9 protein-coding genes, 1 tRNA gene and 1 rRNA gene are annotated in these 17,195 nt (G+C 70.8%); 2 read left to right on the forward strand and 9 right to left on the reverse strand.

Translation table 11 applies throughout. The annotated features are described in order from the left end of the window. Positions 1-22 precede the first annotated feature (22 nt). The 6 genes from pgsA to ACFYP3_RS23975 all read right to left on the reverse strand — a co-directional run bounded on the left by pgsA (position 23) and on the right by ACFYP3_RS23975 (position 12,843). Positions 23-679, reverse strand: a complete 657-nt coding sequence (pgsA, locus tag ACFYP3_RS23950; protein WP_388835971.1) for a CDP-diacylglycerol--glycerol-3-phosphate 3-phosphatidyltransferase — start codon at positions 677-679, stop codon at positions 23-25. Continuing rightward, complete coding sequence (gene rimO, locus ACFYP3_RS23955) at positions 676-2,163, reverse strand: 30S ribosomal protein S12 methylthiotransferase RimO (protein ID WP_388835974.1); 1,488 nt, start codon at positions 2,161-2,163, stop codon at positions 676-678. The genes pgsA and rimO overlap by 4 nt, the downstream gene beginning before the upstream one ends. Before the next feature lie 126 nt (positions 2,164-2,289). Next, positions 2,290-3,189 carry a helix-turn-helix domain-containing protein gene (locus ACFYP3_RS23960; RefSeq protein ID WP_388835977.1) on the reverse strand — a complete coding sequence of 300 codons (900 nt, stop codon included), beginning with the start codon at positions 3,187-3,189 and terminating at the stop codon, positions 2,290-2,292. A 220-nt stretch (positions 3,190-3,409) separates the two neighbouring features. Beyond that, positions 3,410-6,232 (reverse strand): DNA translocase FtsK, encoded by a 2,823-nt coding sequence (locus ACFYP3_RS23965; protein WP_388835979.1) that lies wholly within the window; start codon positions 6,230-6,232, stop codon positions 3,410-3,412. 115 nt (positions 6,233-6,347) lie between these two features. Then, a complete protein-coding gene (locus ACFYP3_RS23970) occupies positions 6,348-7,034 on the reverse strand; it encodes a two-component system response regulator (protein ID WP_388835982.1) in 687 nt (228 codons plus the stop codon). A gap of 274 nt (positions 7,035-7,308) precedes the next feature. Beyond that, complete coding sequence (locus ACFYP3_RS23975; RefSeq protein WP_388835984.1) at positions 7,309-12,843, reverse strand: HAMP domain-containing protein; 5,535 nt, start codon at positions 12,841-12,843, stop codon at positions 7,309-7,311. Positions 12,844-13,009: 166 nt separating this feature from the next. On the opposite strand from ACFYP3_RS23975, the gene ACFYP3_RS23980 reads away from it, so the two are divergent. Next, positions 13,010-15,595 carry a SpoIIE family protein phosphatase gene (locus ACFYP3_RS23980; protein WP_388835987.1) on the forward strand — a complete coding sequence of 862 codons (2,586 nt, stop codon included), beginning with the start codon at positions 13,010-13,012 and terminating at the stop codon, positions 15,593-15,595. A gap of 57 nt (positions 15,596-15,652) precedes the next feature. Further along, positions 15,653-16,366: an alpha/beta fold hydrolase gene (locus ACFYP3_RS23985; RefSeq protein ID WP_388835990.1), complete on the forward strand. Its 714-nt coding sequence runs from the start codon at positions 15,653-15,655 to the stop codon at positions 16,364-16,366. Positions 16,367-16,412: 46 nt separating this feature from the next. Here the strand turns inward: ACFYP3_RS23985 and ACFYP3_RS23990 are convergent, their stop codons facing one another. The 3 genes from ACFYP3_RS23990 to rrf form a co-directional block, all read right to left on the reverse strand. After that, on the reverse strand, positions 16,413-16,862 hold the full coding sequence (locus ACFYP3_RS23990) for a hypothetical protein (RefSeq protein WP_388835993.1): 450 nt from the start codon (positions 16,860-16,862) through the stop codon (positions 16,413-16,415). 162 nt (positions 16,863-17,024) lie between these two features. Next, positions 17,025-17,097, reverse strand: a tRNA-Thr gene (locus ACFYP3_RS23995). 5 nt (positions 17,098-17,102) lie between these two features. Continuing rightward, a 5S ribosomal RNA gene (gene rrf, locus ACFYP3_RS24000) occupies positions 17,103-17,195 on the reverse strand; the annotation flags it as partial.

Raw genomic sequence — 17,195 nt, forward strand, 5'->3', positions numbered from 1 at the left:
CAGGAATCCCCCGTCCCGAAGGTCACCGCGCGGCCCGCTCCGCCGCGAGCCCCTGGCGGCGCAGGACGACCGCCTGCCGGATGTAGTCCAAACCGGTGACGACGGTCAGCACGACGGCGATCGCCATCACCCAGAAGCGCAAGGTCGCCAGCGCCCCGGTCAGCGCGAGGACGTACATGCCCACCGCCGTGCCCTGGGCCAGGGTCTTGAGCTTGCCGCCGCGACTGGCCGGAATCACTCCGTAGCGGATGACCCAGAAGCGCAGCAGCGTGATCCCGAGCTCCCGCCCGAGGATGACCCCGGTCACCCACCAGGGAAGGTCACCGAGCCAGGAGAGGCAGATCAGCGCCGACCCCATGATCGCCTTGTCGGCGATGGGGTCGGCGATCTTGCCGAAGTCCGTGACCAGGTTGTACGTGCGGGCCAGGTGCCCGTCGAAGATGTCCGTGATCATGGCGACGGCGAACGCCGCCCAGGCCCAGGCGCGCCAGGCCGGGTCGTAGCCGCCCTCGGCGAGCAGCAGGAAGACGAATCCCGGCACCAGGACGAGCCGGACCATCGTCAGGATGTTGGCGATGTTCCACAGGCTGGCCTGATCGACCGCCGCGGCCCCCAGCTTCGCGCCGGGTACGGGCCGGCGATCGGTCCCGCCCGCCGCAGATGCCGGGACTCCGGTCATCCGGCCGCCTCCTCAAGATCCACGCCCAGGGGCTCCGCCACCAGGTCCACACCGAGGGTGCCGACCACCTTGGCCGTGACGATACGCCCGGGCACCAGGCCCGTGCTGTCCGTGAAGACGACCTGGCCGTCGGTTTCGGGGGCCTGGTGGGCGGCGCGGCCGTAGGCACCGTCGCCGTCCTCGTCGACGGTCTCCACGGACTCGACGAGTACCTCCAGGGTCTCTCCGATGCGCTCCTCGGCGCGCTGCGAGGTGAGCTCCTCGGCGAGCCGCTGCATGTGCGCGAGCCGCTCGGCGATGGTGTCCTCGTCCAGCTTGTGGTCGTAGCCGACGGCCTCGGTGCCGTCCTCGTCGGAGTAGCCGAAGATGCCGATGGCGTCGAGCCGCGCGTGGGTGAGGAAACGCTCCAGCTCGGCGAAGTCCGACTCCTTCTCGCCGGGGAAGCCGACGATGAAGTTGGACCGCACACCGGCCTGCGGGGCCTTGCTGCGGATGGTGTCCAGCAGCTCCAGGAAGCGGTCGGTGTCACCGAAGCGGCGCATGGCGCGCAGCACGTCGGGGGCCGAGTGCTGGAAGGACAGGTCGAAGTACGGCACGACCTTGGGGGTCGAGGTGAGGACGTCGATCAGGCCCGGCCGCATCTCGGCGGGCTGCAGGTAGCTCACGCGCACGCGCTCGATGCCGTCCACCGCGGCCAGCTCGGGCAGCAGGCTCTCCAGCAGCCGGATGTCGCCGAGGTCCTTGCCGTACGAGGTGTTGTTCTCGGAGACCAGCATGACCTCCTTGACGCCCTGCTCGGCGAGCCAGCGGGTCTCGCCGAGCACATCGCTGGGGCGGCGGGAGATGAAGGAGCCGCGGAAGGACGGGATGGCGCAGAAGGAGCAGCGGCGGTCGCAGCCGGAGGCCAGCTTGACCGAGGCCACGGGGCTGTTGCCCAGGCGTCGGCGCAGGGGTGCGCGCGGCCCGGAGGCGGGCGCGAGTCCGGTAGGCAGGTCGGCGGGGGCCTCGGCCGGCTCCTGGGCGTGGCCGGGAAGGGCCACGTCGGCGCTCTGCCGCTCCGCGGGGCTGATCGGCAGCAGCTTGCGGCGGTCGCGCGGGGTGTGGGCCTCCACGCTGCCACCGTTCAGGATGGTCTGGAGGCGGTTGGAGATGTCGGCGTAGTCGTCGAAACCGAGGACTCCGTCGGCTTCCGGAAGGGCTTCGGCGAGCTCCTTGCCGTAGCGCTCGGCCATGCAGCCGACGGCGACGACCGCCTGGGTCTTGCCGTGATCCTTGAGATCGTTGGCTTCCAGGAGGGCGTCTACGGAGTCCTTCTTGGCGGCTTCGACGAAGCCGCAGGTGTTGACGACGGCTACGTCCGCATCGGCGGCGTCCTCGACGAGCTCCCAGCCATCCGCCGCCAGGCGGCCTGCGAGCTCCTCCGAGTCCACCTCGTTACGGGCGCAGCCAAGAGTGACAAGGGCGACGGTACGGCGTTCGGGCATGGACTCAAGACTACTTCGTCCCGGCGTCGGCCCCAGCCGCAAGTCCCCGTACAGCAAGATCCCCGGGGTGCGGCGCAGCACCCCGGGGATCCGGAATTCCCTGTTCCGCCCGTGGGCGGCCTCTGCTCAGCCCGCCTGGGGCTGATCGTGAAGAGGGTCCGCCTTGGTGTATGTGAGACGTTCCACCTGACCCGGCTGGAAGTCGTCCTTGATCTCCTTGCCGTTCACGAAGAGCTTCACGGCCCCGGCGTCGCCGAGCACGAGGTCGACGGACTCCTTGTCGGTGAAGGTCTTGGACTGCCCCTGCGTGAGGGTGCCGTCGAAGAGCAGCCGGCCGGTGGAGTCCTTCGCGGAGATCCAGCTCTCGCCGGTGTCGGCCGTCAGGACGACCGTGACGAGGTCCTTGGGCGCGGCGGCGATCGCACTGTCCGAGGGCTCCGGCTTGGGCGCGACCGGGGTCTGCTGGGGCTGCGCGGCCGGCTTGCCCCCGGTCTGCTGGGGTGCTGCCGGCTTCGGGGCGGCGGAACCTTCCGCCACCGGTCGCTTGTCCTTCGCGTCGCCGCCGCTGAAGGCGGTGAAGCCCACGAAGCCGATCACGGCGACGATGGCGGCGACCATGGCCGCGGTCCAGTTGGGCCGCTGCCGTTCGGGACGGATGCGCTCGGCATCGAACATCGGCGCGGCGGGCGTGGGAGCCGGCCGGCCGCCGTGGGCCGCGTCGTAGCTCTCGACCAGGGGGACCGGGTCGAGGTGGACGGCGCGGGCGAGCGTACGGATGTGACCGCGGGCGTACACGTCGCCGCCGCACCGCGTGAAGTCGTCCTCTTCGATCGCGTGCACGATCGGGATGCGCACGCGGGTGAGGGAACTGACCTCGTCGACGGTGAGCCCGGCGGCGATGCGGGCCTTCTTGAGGGCGGTCCCGATGGACGGGGTCTCGACGGGTCGTTCGACGATGCGGTCCTCGGACCGGTCGTCGGTCGAAGGCCGCTCTTCTTCGGGGGAGTTGGCGTTGCCGATGGACACGTGGGCGCCTTTCGAGCGTGTAGCCACCTGCTGGATGTCCAGTCTAGGGGGGTGACGAAAGGGTGGAGCAACCGGAGGGTGCACTTCATACGCCATACGAATGGCGAAGGGAGGTCCGCTCCGGCGTGGCGGACCGACGCCGTACGCGGGGTCGTGCGCGGTGCCACTACCTCCCTTCAACTGGACGTGGGCCCAAGGGAAACGGTTGCTCGCGATTTGATTACGGATGGGCCTCGCCGCGGATGACGGCGAGCACGTCGTCCAGCTCGTCGGCCTTCAGCAGGACGTCGCGCGCCTTCGAACCCTCGCTCGGGCCGACGATCCCCCGCGATTCCATGAGGTCCATCAGCCGCCCGGCCTTGGCGAAGCCCACCCGCAGCTTGCGCTGGAGCATCGAGGTGGAGCCGAACTGCGTGGTGACCACGAGCTCCGCCGCCTGGCACAGCAGGTCCAGGTCGTCGCCGATGTCCTCGTCGATCTCCTTCTTCTGCTTCTGCCCGACGGTGACGTCCTCCCGGAAGACGGGCGCCATCTGGTCCTTGCAGTGCTGGACGATCCCGGCGATCTCGTCCTCGGTGACGAAGGCCCCCTGGAGGCGGACCGGCTTGTTCGCCCCCATCGGCAGGAACAGCCCGTCGCCCTTGCCGATGAGCTTCTCGGCGCCCGGCTGGTCGAGGATGACCCGGCTGTCGGCGAGCGAGGAGGTGGCGAAGGCCAGGCGCGAGGGCACGTTCGCCTTGATCAGGCCGGTGACCACGTCCACCGAGGGCCGCTGGGTGGCGAGCACCAGGTGGATGCCGGCCGCGCGGGCCAGCTGGGTGATCCGGACGATCGAGTCCTCGACGTCGCGCGGGGCCACCATCATCAGGTCGGCGAGCTCGTCGACGATCACGAGCAGGTACGGGTACGGGCTGAGCTCCCGCTCGCTGCCCGGCGGCAGTTTGATCTTGCCGTCCCGGATGGCCTGGTTGAAGTCGTCGATGTGCCGGTAGCCGAAGGCGGCCAGGTCGTCGTAGCGCAGGTCCATCTCGCGTACGACCCACTGCAGCGCCTCGGCGGCCCGCTTGGGGTTGGTGATGATCGGCGTGATGAGGTGCGGGATGCCCTCGTACGCCGTCAGCTCCACCCGCTTGGGGTCGACGAGCACCATCCGCACGTCCTCCGGGGTCGCCCGGACCATCACGGAGGTGATCAGGCAGTTGATGCAGGAGGACTTTCCGGAGCCGGTGGCGCCGGCGACCAGCACGTGCGGCATCTTGGCGAGGTTGGCCATGACGTAGCCGCCCTCGACGTCCTTGCCGAGCGCGACCAGCATCGGGTGGTCGTCCTCGGCCGCGTCCGCGAGCCGCAGCACGTCACCCAGGTTGACCATCTCGCGGTCGGTGTTCGGGATCTCGATGCCGACCGCCGACTTGCCCGGGATCGGGCTGATGATCCGCACGTCGGGCGAGGCCACGGCGTAGGCGATGTTCTTGGTCAGGGCGGTGATCCGCTCGACCTTGACCGCGGCGCCCAGCGTGACCTCGTACCGGGTGACCGTCGGCCCCCGGGTGAAACCGGTGACGTCCGCGTCGACCTTGAACTCGGTGAACACGTTGCGCAGCGAGGCGACGACCGCGTCGTTCGCGGCGCTGCGGGTCTTGCCGGGCCCGCCCTTCTCCAGCAGGTCCAGCGAGGGCAGGGCGTACGTGATGTCCCCGCGCAGCTGGAGCTGCTCGGCGCGCGGCGGCAGCGCCTGGGCCTGCGGCGGGGCCTTGGTGAGGTCCGGCACCGACAGGGTCCCGGAGGCCGCGGCGGTGGTGGCGTGCGGCTGCTCGGCGGCGGGCTCGGGAGCGGGCACGGGCTCGGGGGCGGGGGCGGTCGGGGCCTCGGGGGCGACGGGTGCCGCGGGGCGCGCCCCGCGGGCGGTCGGCACGGGCGCGGTGATCTCCGCGCCCTCCCGCTCACCGGAGATGCCGTGCGTGAGGTCGGCGACGAGCGGGGAGGGCGGCAGGCCGCCGTAGACCACCCCGTCCAGTGCGGCGGCGGCCGCCGCGGCCACGTCGACGGCGTCCATCTCCCGGTCCATGGCCGGCCGGACGGAGCTCCTGCGCGGCCGGCGCCGCCGGGCGAGCGCCTCCTCCTCGGCGGCGTCCGCCGGGTCGTCGGAGCCGCCGGCGGACGCGCCCGTACGGGCCCGCCACTGCTCCGCATCGTGCCGGTCCCGGCGCCCGGCGACGCCCTCGGCCTCCCCGTACCCCTCGTCGTAGGCGTTGGGGGCGATGATCCCGAGCCGGATGCCGAGCCTGCGCAGCCGCTGCGGGATCGCGTTGACCGGGGTCGCGGTGACCACGAGCAGCCCGAAGATCGTGAGCAGCACCAGCATGGGCACGGCCAGCGGCGCGCCCATCGTGAAGATCAGCGGCTTGGAGGCGGCCCAGCCGACGAGCCCGCCCGCGTTCTGCATCGCGGTGGTGCCCTCGTCGCGGCCGGGCGCCCCGCAGGCGATGTGGACCAGGCCCAGGACCCCGATGACGAGGGCGGAGAGCCCGATGCCGATGCGGCCGTTGGCGTCCGTCTGCTCGGGGTGGCGGATGAAACGTACCGCCATGACGCCGAGCAGCACCGGCACGAGCAGGTCCAGTCGCCCGAAGGCTCCGGTGACCAGCATGGTCACCAGATCCCCGACCGGACCGCTCAGGTTCGACCAGGTACCGGCGGCCACGATCAGCGCGAGGGCGAGCAGCAGCAGCGCGACGCCGTCCTTGCGGTGGGCGGGGTCGAGGTTCCTGGCCCCCTGGCCGATCCCGCGGAAGACGGCGCCGACCGCGTGCGCGCAGCCGAGCCACACCGCGCGCACCAGCCGCACCACGCCCCCCGTCGGGGACGGCGCGGGCTTGGCCGCGGCCCTCTTGGCCGGGGCGCGCTTCGTGGCCGCTGCCTTCTTCGCCGGGGGCTTGCGCCCGGGGGCCGCCTTCTTGGCCGGCGCCGTCGTACGGCCGGTGCGGCCCTTCGCGGTGCCCGCGGTGCTCTGGGAACCCTTGCCGGACGTACTTGAGGCCATGGGCCCGAGGTTACCGGTGCGCGCGCCGGTGGACACGCGTGCCCACCCCTTCACCCGTTCGTGTCGTCGGCTCCGCGGGTGCTGTGACGCACCGCCAGAGCCGACGCCCGCGCGGTCAGTTCTGCGACGGCAGGGCCGCGGCCCCTCCGGCGGTCCCGGGCTCCAGCGCGTCGAGCGCCCGCCGCAGCCCCGTGAGCTTGCGCTCCAGGTGGGCGGCGGTCGCCACCACGCCCGCGTCGGCCGAGTCCTCGCCGAGCTGCTTGGTCAGCGCCTCGGCCTGCTCCTCGACCGCCGCGAGCCGCGCGGAGAGCTCGGCCAGCAGACCGGCCGTCTCCTTGCTGGCGTCCACGCCGTTGGAGCTGCTGCCGCCCTCCAGCTGGAGGCGCAGCAGGGCCGCCTGCTCGCGCAGTTGGCAGTTCTTCGTGTACAGCTCCACGAAGACCGAGACCTTGGCCCTCAGCACCCACGGGTCGAAGGGCTTCGAGATGTAGTCGACCGCACCCGCCGCGTAACCGCGGAAGGTGTGGTGCGGACCGTGGTTGATCGCGGTGAGGAAGATGATCGGGATGTCCCGGGTCCGCTCGCGCCGTTTGATGTGCGCGGCCGTCTCGAATCCGTCCATCCCCGGCATCTGGACATCCAGCAGGATGACCGCGAAATCGTCCGTCAGCAGCGCCTTGAGCGCTTCCTCCCCCGACGACGCCCGGACCAGTGTCTGATCGAGCGCGGAGAGGATGGCCTCCAGCGCCAGCAGATTCTCCGGCCGGTCGTCGACCAGGAGGATCTTGGCCTTCTGCACCATGCCCTGTCCTCCTCGCCCCGGCATGGGGCCTCCCCGGCTCCGGGCTCCGGCCTGTGCGCCGGGCCCCGCCCCAGAGGACGGCATCCTTGCGCCGTCCGTCCTTGTGCCGGTCATCGTAGCCCCAGTCCCGAGATCGCCACACCCTGTCACCAGGATGTCACTGTGCACGAAGCAGAAACGTGGTGGGAGAGCGAAAGGTTCCCCGTCCACCGGGATCCCACACCGCCCCGGCCCCAGTGAGTCGGCCCTTTGGTAGGCACCGCGCTCCCGGCGGTCACTTGCCCCGCATCCACTGTTCCATCACCGACAGAAGGTAGTCGGGGTCGACCGGCTTGGTGACGTAGTCGGAAGCACCGGAGTCGATCGCCTTCTCCCGATCGCCCTTCATCGCCTTCGCCGTCAGCGCGATGATCGGCAGGCCCGCGAACTGCGGCATCCGCCGGATCGCCGAGGTCGTGGCGTATCCGTCCATCTCGGGCATCATGATGTCCATCAGTACGACCGTCACATCATCGTGCTGCTCCAGGACTTCGATGCCCTCCCGCCCGTTCTCCGCGTAGAGCACGGACAGTCCGTGCTGCTCCAGCACGCTCGTGAGCGCGAAGACGTTGCGTACGTCGTCGTCCACGATGAGCACCTTCTCGCCGTGGAAGTCGTACGTCCGGGGCACCACCGGAAGTTCGTCCTCCGCGCTGCCCCAGCCGTCCTCGGCCGGCACCGCGTTCGGCTGCCCCGGCACCGCCGTACGCGGCTCCAGGTCGCTCAGCGCCTTGCGCCGCCGCCGGAACAGCGCGGCCCCGCCGTTCTGGCCCGGCTCGGCGGCCGGCAGCGCGGGACGCGCCGGCTGGGGCGGCTGGGCCGGCCCCGACGGTACGGCCGCGGGCCCGGGCGGGGCCGACGGCAGTCCCGGCCGCGCCCCGTCCAGGGACCTGCGGTACAGCTCGCCGCGGCCACCGCCGGGCGTGGGCGGCGCGTACCCCTGCGGAGGCAGCTCGCTCGGGTGCAGCGGCAGGTACAGCGTGAAGGTGGACCCGCGGCCGGGCTCGCTCGCCGCGTGGATCTCCCCGCCGAGCAGCCGGGCGATCTCCCGGCTGATGGACAGGCCCAGGCCCGTGCCGCCGTACTTGCGGCTCGTCGTCCCGTCCGCCTGCTTGAACGCCTCGAAGATCACCAGCATCTTGCTCGCCGCGATCCCGATCCCGGTGTCGGTGACCGAGAAGGCGATCAGGTCCGCGTCCGCCTCCCGCAGCGAACCGGCCTCCAGCAACTGCTCCCGGATCGCCGTCGGCACGTCGGCCCCGGCCGGCCGGATCACCAGCTCCACCGCCCCGCCGTCGGTGAACTTCACCGCGTTCGACAGCAGGTTGCGCAGCACCTGGAGGAGCCGCTGCTCGTCGGTGTGCAGGGTGGCGGGCAGCTCCGGGGAGACCCGGACCGAGAAGTCCAGGCCCTTCTCCGCCGTCAGCGGCCGGAAGGTGGCCTCCACGTAGTCCACGAGCTGCACGAGCGCGATCCGGGTCGGCGAGACGTCCATCTTCCCGGCCTCGACCTTCGACAGGTCGAGGATGTCGTTGATCAGCTGTAGCAGGTCCGAACCCGCGCCGTGGATGGTCTCGGCGAACTCCACCTGCTTCGGCGACAGGTTCTCGTCCGCGTTGTCGGCGAGCAGCTTGGCGAGGATCAGCAGCGAGTTGAGCGGGGTCCGCAGCTCGTGCGACATGTTCGCCAGGAACTCCGACTTGTAGCGCATCGAGACCGCGAGCTGCTCGGCGCGCTCCTCAAGGACCTGCCGGGCCTCCTCGATCTCGGTGTTCTTCACCTCGATGTCCCGGTTCTGCTGGGCCAGCAGCTCGGCCTTCTCCTCCAGCTCCGCGTTCGCGGCCTGCAGGGCCTTCTGCCGGTTCTCCAGCTCGTCCGAGCGCTCGCGCAGCTGCTCGGTCATCTCCTGCGACTGCTTCAGCAGCATCTCCGTCTTGGAGTTGACGCTGATGGTGTTGACGCTCGTACCGATCATCTCGGCGATCTGGCTGAGGAAGTCCTTCTGGATCTGCGTGAACGGCGTGAACGAGGCCAGCTCGATGACGCCGAGCACCTTCCCCTCGAAGAGCACCGGCAGCACGATCACGTGCGCCGGAGGCGCCTCACCCAGCCCGGAGGAGATCTTCAGATAGCCGGGCGGGGTGTTCTCGACGAGGATCGTCCGCTTCTCCTCGGCGACGGTCCCGATCAGCCCCTCCCCCGGCCGGAAGGAGATGGGCATCTGGCCGCCCGCGTACGCGTAACTCCCGCGCATCCGCAGCTCGTACGAGCCGTCCGCGCCCCCCTCCGTCCCGATCTCGGGGGTGCCACCGGCCGGCAGCGCCAGGAAGAACGCGCCGTGCTGTGCCGAGACCACCGGCGTCAGCTCGCTCATGATCAGCGAAGCCACGTCGTCGAGCTCGCGGCGACCCTGCATCAGGGCGGAGATCCGGGCGAGGTTGCCCTTGAGCCAGTCCTGCTCCTTGTTGGCCAAGGTGGTGTCGCGCAGGTTGACGATCATCGTGTTGATGTTGTCCTGGAGGACCTGGATCTCGCCCGCCGCGTCCACGTCGACCTTCAGGCTCAGGTCGCCGCGGGTCACCGCGGTGGCCACGGCAGCGATCGCGCGCACCTGCCGGGTGAGGTTCCCGGCCATCTCGTTCACGGACTCCGTCAGGTCCCGCCAGGTGCCGTCCACGTCCCGGACGCGGGCCTGACCGCCCAGGATGCCCTCGGTGCCGACCTCGCGGGCCACCCGCGTCACCTGGTCGGCGAACGAGGACAGCTGGTCCACCATCGTGTTGATGGTGGTCTTGAGCTCCAGGATCTCGCCGCGGGCGTCGATGTCGATCTTCTTGGTCATGTCGCCCTTGGCGATGGCGGTCGTGACCATGGCGATCTGCCGCACCTGACCGGTGAGGTTGGAGGCCATGAAGTTCACCGAGTCGGTGAGGTCCTTCCACGTCCCCGAGACCCCGGGCACGTGCGCCTGGCCGCCCAGGCGGCCCTCCGTACCCACCTCACGGGCCACGCGCGTCACCTCGTCGGCGAACGAGGACAGGGTCTTCACCATCGTGTTGACCGTGTCGGCGAGCTGCGCGACCTCGCCGCGCGCCTCGACCGTGACCTTCTTCGTCAGGTCGCCGTTGGCGACCGCCGCCGAGACCTGGGCGATCCCGCGCACCTGCGCCGTCAGGTTGCCGGCCATGGTGTTGACGTTGTCGCTGAGGTCCTTCCAGATGCCGGTGACCCCGCGCACCCGGGCCTGACCCCCGAGGATGCCCTCCGTACCCACCTCACGGGCCACCCGCGTCACCTGCTCGGCGAACGAGGACAGCTGGTCCACCATCGTGTTGACGGTCGTGACCAGTTCGAGGATCTCGCCCTTGGCGTCGACGGTGATCTTCTTCGAGAGGTCGCCCATGGCCACGGCCGTGGTCACCTCGGCGATGTTGCGCACCTGCGACGTCAGGTTGTTCGCCATGAAGTTGACGGACTGCGTGAGGTCCTTCCAGGTACCGGAGACCCCCTTCACCTCCGCCTGGCCGCCGAGGATGCCCTCGGTGCCCACCTCGCGCGCCACCCGCGTCACCTGCTCGGCGAAGTTCGAGAGCTGGTCGACCATCGTGTTGAGGGTGTTCTTCAGCTCCAGGATCTCGCCCCGGGCGTCCACGTCGATCTTCTGCGACAGGTCACCGCGCGCCACCGCCGTCGCGACCTGCGCGATGTTGCGCACCTGCGAGGTCAGGTTCCCGGCCATGCCGTTCACCGAGTCCGTCAGGTCACGCCACACGCCGGCCACCCCGGGCACCTGCGCCTGGCCGCCGAGGCGGCCCTCCGTACCCACGTCCCGGGCCACCCGGGTCACCTGCTCGGCGAAGGCGGAGAGCTGGTCGACCATCGTGTTGATGGTGTTCTTCAGCTCCAGGATCTCGCCCCGGGCGTCCACGTCGATCTTCTGCGACAGGTCGCCCCGCGCCACCGCCGTCGTCACCTGCGCGATCTGGCGCACCTGCGAGGTCAGGTTCCCGGCCATGAAGTTGACGGAGTCGGTGAGCTCCTTCCAGGTGCCGGAGACCCCCTCCACCCGTGCCTGGCCGCCGAGCCGGCCCTCCGTACCCACGTCCCGCGCCATCCGCGTCACCTGGTCGGCGAACGACGACAGCTGGTCCACCATCGTGTTCACGGTGTTCTTCAGCTGGAGCATCTCGCCCGAGACGTCCACGGTGACCTTCTGCGACAGGTCGCCGTTGGCCACCGCCGTCGTCACCTGCGCGATGTTGCGGACCTGCCCCGTGAGGTTGCGGAAGGCGGTGTTCACCGAGTCGGTGAGGTCCTTCCAGGTCCCCGCCGCGCCCGGCACCTGTGCCTGACCGCCCAGCTCGCCCTCGACGCCGACCTCGCGGGCCACCCGCGTCACCTCGGCACCGAAGGACTGCAGCTGGTCCACCATCGTGTTGACGGTGTTCTTCAGCTCCAGCATCTCGCCGGCCACATCGACGGTGACCTTCTGCGACAGGTCGCCGTTGGCCACCGCCGTCGTCACCGTCGCGATGTCCCGCACCTGCGTCGTGAGGTTGCGGAAGACCGTGTTCACCGAATCGGTGAGGTCCTTCCACGTCCCCGCCGCACCGGGCACCTGCGCCTGACCGCCGAGCGTTCCCTTGGCCCCGACCTCGCTGGCCACGCGCGTGACCTCGTCCGCGAACGTCCGCAGCGTCTCGGTCATCTGGTTGATCGTTTCGGCCAGCTGCGCCACCTCGCCGCGCGCGCTGACCCGCACCTTCTGCGACAGGTCGCCGTTCGCGACCGCCGTCGTCACCTGCGCGATCCCGCGCACCTGGGCCGTCAGGTTGCCGGCCATGGTGTTGACGGAGTCGGTCAGGTCCTTCCACACCCCCGCGACCCCGGGGACCTTCGCCTGGCCGCCCAGCTCGCCCTCCGTACCCACCTCACGGGCGACGCGCGTCACCTCGGAGGAGAAGGACGACAGCTGGTCCACCATCGTGTTCACGGTGTTCTTCAGCTGGAGCATCTCGCCGGCCACGTGCACCGTGACCTTGCGCGACAGATCACCCTTGGCGACCGCCGTCGTGACGAGAGCGATATCACGCACCTGAGCGGTGAGCCGGTACGCCATGGTGTTGACGGAGTCGGTCAGGTCCTTCCAGGAACCGGACATACCGCGCACCTGGGCCTGACCGCCGAGCTTGCCCTCGGTACCCACCTCCAGCGCCACCCGCGTCACCTCGTCGGTGAACGCGGACAACTGGTCGACCAGGTTGTTGACCGTGCGCCCGACCTTCAGGAACTCGCCGCGCAGCGGATGCCCCGCCCCCTCGGCGGCCTGCGTCCGCAGGTCCATCCGCTGGTCCAGATCGCCCTCGGCCACCGCCGACAGCACCCGGCCCACCTCGGACACCGGGCGGGCCAGATCGTCCACCAACTGGTTCGAGGCGTCGATCGCGGCCGCCCAGGAGCCCTCACAGGCGCCCGTTTCCAGCCGTTCGCTGAGCTTGCCCTCGCGGCCCACCATCCGCCGCACCCGGGACAGCTCCCCGGTCAGGTGGAGGTTGCGGTCGGCGACCTCGTTGTAGACGGCGGCGATCTCCGCCATCACGCCCTCGCCGGACACCGTCAGCCGCTTGCGGAAGTTCCCGTCCCGCATCGACACCAGGGCCGTGAGCAGCCGGTTCAGCGCGGCGGTATCGACCTCCGTCGTGCCACCGCGCCGGGGACGGCCGCCCTTCGGCCGCGTTCCCGTACGCCGCACCGCTGCGCCAGACTCCACCGTGTCCCTCCCGAAAGGGTCGACCGCTGTTCCGCCGGGCTTCGAGTACCACTGCCCGGCTCTTCAAGCCTGCCCAGTGTTTCACCCTGGCCGAACCAGGCCATAACACTTCGGCACCATCGCACACCCGCCGTACCCTGCGAGTGGATTCCCGGACGACGGCACCATGCCGACCGCGAAGGTAAGTAACCTGGCAACCGATGTCCAACCGCGTCGAAGGAGATTCGTGATCACGGCACGGGCGGCTGCCAGCTTCGATCCCCTCGGGCGCTCGGTCGCCGCCGCTCGCGCGTTCGTCCGCGACACCCTGCAGGGCTGGGGATTCGCGGACATCGTCGACGACGCGGTGGTGCTCACCAGCGAGCTCGTCACCAATGCCGTGGTCCACGCCGGAACCCGGGCCGAGGTCCTGTGCCTGCGCACCGAGGACGGCGTACGCGTCGAGGTCGCCGACCGCTACCCGGAGCGCGACCTCTCGCTCCGGCACCCCGACGAGCGCCCGTACGCCGATGCCGACAGCGAGAACGGCCGCGGCCTGATGCTCTGCGCCGCCCTCGCCACCCGCTGGGGCGTCGAGTACACGGCCACCCACAAACACGTGTGGTTCCGTCTCGACCTGCCAGACCGGCCGGTCGGTACCCGCTCCGCCGGCCCCGTCGTCCCGGACCGCCTGCTCCCCCTCGCCGACAGCCGGGTCCGTGTCGCCGTCCTCCAGATCGACGCGGCCGACACCATCTCGGCCTGGAACGAGGACGCCGAGCACGTCTTCGGCTACCCGGCGGAGAAGGCCCTCGGCCGCCCCCTCGCCGAACTCGCGGCCTGGCCGCAGACCCCCGGCACCGGGACCGGCATCGCCGAGGCCCTGCGCCTGTCCCGCTGGGAGGGCAGCTACGGGGTCCGCGGCTCGGACGGCCGCGTCATCCCCGTCTACGCCTCACACCTGCGCGTCCGCGACGCCCACGGCGAACCGTCCACCGTCTGCCTCCTCGTCCACGACGACGAGCGCGCACTGCTCCAGAGCCCGGTACGGGTGCCCGTCAACGACAGCGGCCACTTCACCGAGCCGCGCCCCACGGACCCCTTCGAGGTCTTCATCGGCTCGCCCGCCCCCGACGACCTCGACGGCCTCCTCCAGCGCACCGTCGAACGCGCCCGCGACCTCCTCGACGCCGACGCCGCCTTCCTGCTGCTCGCCACCGACGACGAGACCGAGCTGGAGGTCCGCGCCACCACGGGGCTGCCCTCCACCCGCCAGCGCTTCGCCCGCGTCCCCGTCGAGGCCGGCACCAACCGGTACGGCTCGGCCCGCATGCCCGCCGTCCACGACGACCTCACCGCGGTCCCCGGAGCGGTCCCGCTCCTGGAGGCCACCGGCATGCGCTCCGCGGTCACCGTCCCCCTCAAGGTGGAGGGCCGGCTCACCGGCTCCCTCGGCGTCGCCGCCGAAACCCCCGGCCGGTACTCCAACGAAGAGGCGCTGCACCTCCAGTTCGCCGCCGACCGCATCGCCCTCGCCGTCGAGTCCGCCCGTCTCGGCGAGCTGGAACGACTGCGCCGCGGCTCCCTCTCCTTCCTCGTCGAGGCCTCCGACCTGCTGGCCGGCACCCTCGACCGGGACCAGACGCTGGCGCTCATGGCCCAGATGACCGTCCCTACCCTCGCCACCTGGTGCGCCGTCTACACGATCGCCGACCAGTCCTCGGACCCGTACCTCTCCTACGTCCTCCACGAGGACGAGGAGCGCATCGACGGCCTGAAGGCCCTGCTCTCCCGGGTCAGCCCGCCCGACCCGGTCCGTGAGGCCGGCGCCCGCCCCTGGACGGAGGCGACCCTCGCGGTCGGCGGGGAGACCGTGGTCCTGCCCCTCCTCGCCCGCAACCGCGTGATCGGCATGCTCACCCTCGGCAAGCCGCGCGAGGAGCACTTCCGCCAGGAGATCCTCGAACTCGCCGAGGACCTGTCCCGCCGGGCCGCCCTCGCCCTCGACAACGCCCGCCTCTACTCCGAGCGCACGGCGATCAGCCGCTCCCTCCAGCGCAGCCTGCTGCCGCCCGGCTCGCCCGCCATCCCCGGCATGGAGGTCGAGGTCATCTACCGCGCCGCCGGCGAGGGCAACGAGGTGGGCGGCGACTTCTACGACGTCTTCCCGATCCGCGACGGCGCGTACGGCTTCGCCATCGGCGACGTCTGCGGTACGGGCCCGGAGGCGGCCGCGGTCACCGGTCTCGCCCGGCACGCGCTGCGCCTGCTGGCCCGCGAGGGCCTCGGCGGACCGGCCGTCCTCGAACGCCTCAACGCGGCCATCCTCGACGAGGGCGCCCGCAGCCGCTTCCTCACCCTCCTCTACGGGGAGCTCCACCCCCAGCCCGACGGCGGAGCCCTCATGAAGGTCGTCTGCGCGGGCCACCCGCTCCCGCTCCGCCTGCGCCCGAACGGCCAGGTCGACGCGGCCGCGGACCCGCAGCCCCTGCTGGGCGTGATCGAGGACCTGGACCTCTACGAGCAGACCCTCACCCTCGATCCCGGCGACGTCCTGCTCTGCGTCACCGACGGAGTGACCGAGCGCCGCGAGGGGACCCGCATGCTCGGCGACGACGGCCTCGCCGAGGTCCTCACCACCTGTACGGGCCTCACGGCGGGCGCGGTCGCCTCGCGCGTCCTGCGCGCCGTGGAACGCTTCGCGGCCGAGCCGGCCTCGGACGACATGGCCATCCTGGCCTTCCGCGTCCCGGAACAGCGCACGGGCGACTAGCACGCATATCGAAAATACTTTCCAGGGAGCGTGAGGCTGCTCCGCTACGGTACGAGCATGGTCAATTTCGTGCTGGTTGCAGGTGCACGGCTCGGGGCGTGGGCGTGGGACGAGGTGGCGCCGTACCTGCGTGCGGCCGGCCACGGCGTGTACCCGTTGACCCTCTCAGGCCTTGCCGACAAGCGGGGTGTCCCGGCGGGGCAAGCGACTCACGTCCAGGACATCGTTGCCGAGGTGGAGCGCCAGGGCCTGCGTGATGTGGTCCTGGTGGGTCACAGCTACTCGGGCATTCCAGTCGGTCAGGCCGCGGAGCGGATCGGGGACCGGTTGGCACGCGCGGTGTTCGTGGACTCCAATGTTCCCACTGACGGCGAGTCGTTTGTCTCCGCCTGGCCGGACGGCGGCACGGCGGTAACGGCCTCGATCGCCGAAAACGGAGGGTTCTGGCCGGTCCCGCCGGCTTCTCACTACGATGGCGAGGGTCTCACTGATGAGCAGATCGCACGCCTCGTCCGCGGCTCGACGCCTCACCCGGGCGCCACGCTGACCGAGCCCGCCGTGCTGGCGAGGCCGCTCAGCGAACTTCCCGCGACTTACATCCTGTGTGTGCTCGCGGGGGCCGAGCCCGAGGATGCCGAGCCCGACGCAGACGTAGCCGAGCTGGTGGACAGCGAGCACTGGCGGCTGATCAAGATGGACACCGGTCATTGGCCGATGTTCTCCCAGCCGCGCGAGCTGGCACGGGTTCTCCTCGATGCTGCCGTGGAGTGACGGGTCTTCCAGGCTCCGGTGATTCCTCCCGTGGAATCGATCCGGCCTAGTTCACGACGGGACCGCGGGTGGGCGGGCCGACCCAGCCGCCGTAGTCGATGTCGTTCGAGGGCTCGCCGCCGCCACCACCGTAGTCGGTGTCGCCGCCGCGGGCCGCGTCGCTCGAACCGGTCGAGCCGGTCGACCCGGAATAGGTGTCGCCGCCGCGTGCCGCGTCATTCGCCCCTGGCGACCCGGTCGACCCGGCATGGGTGTCGCCGCCGTTGGCCCCCTGGTCGCCGCCCCGACCGAGTCCGAAATCGATGTCGCCGCCGTACCCTCCCCGGGCAACGTCTCTGAGGATCTCGTAGCGGCCGAAGGGATCGTCGGCGTCGGCGGTCGCCCGCGTGGGCGCGGTGCTCGGGGCGGCGGACGCCGAGGAGCACAGGGAGACGCCGCCGGCGCCCAGGGCGATCACGATGACGAGGACGAAGCGTCGGATCCTGGCGATGGTCATGAGAGGGGTCCTTCTGCGGCTCAGGAGGTCGGTCTGTCCACTCCATTGCGCCCTGCACGGGCTCCTGGGTCACGGCACGGAAAGTCGGGGCTTGACAACGCCGGAAACACAGCCGGAAACGCAAGAAGGCCCCCGCCATATGGCGGGGGCCTTCTTTGTCGGAGCCCTTTAACGGAATCGAACCGTTGACCTTCTCCTTACCATGGAGACGCTCTACCGACTGAGCTAAAAGGGCGGGTTGTTCGGCGGCGTCCTACTCTCCCACAGGGTCCCCCCTGCAGTACCATCGGCGCTGAAAGGCTTAGCTTCCGGGTTCGGAATGTAACCGGGCGT

The organism is Streptomyces sp. NPDC005533, from assembly GCF_042871845.1.
Classification (GTDB): Bacteria; Actinomycetota; Actinomycetes; order Streptomycetales; family Streptomycetaceae; genus Streptomyces.

Excerpts from the sequence above, each read along its gene's own strand:
- pgsA (WP_388835971.1), bottom strand. The coding sequence starts at position 679 with ATGACCGGAGTCCCGGCATCTGCGGCGGGCGGGACCGATCGCCGGCCC.
- rimO (WP_388835974.1), bottom strand. The coding sequence starts at position 2,163 with ATGCCCGAACGCCGTACCGTCGCCCTTGTCACTCTTGGCTGCGCCCGT.
- ACFYP3_RS23965 (WP_388835979.1), bottom strand. The coding sequence starts at position 6,232 with ATGGCCTCAAGTACGTCCGGCAAGGGTTCCCAGAGCACCGCGGGCACC.
- ACFYP3_RS23970 (WP_388835982.1), bottom strand. The coding sequence starts at position 7,034 with ATGGTGCAGAAGGCCAAGATCCTCCTGGTCGACGACCGGCCGGAGAAT.
- ACFYP3_RS23980 (WP_388835987.1), top strand. The coding sequence starts at position 13,010 with ATGCCGACCGCGAAGGTAAGTAACCTGGCAACCGATGTCCAACCGCGT.
- ACFYP3_RS23985 (WP_388835990.1), top strand. The coding sequence starts at position 15,653 with ATGGTCAATTTCGTGCTGGTTGCAGGTGCACGGCTCGGGGCGTGGGCG.
- ACFYP3_RS23990 (WP_388835993.1), bottom strand. The coding sequence starts at position 16,862 with ATGACCATCGCCAGGATCCGACGCTTCGTCCTCGTCATCGTGATCGCC.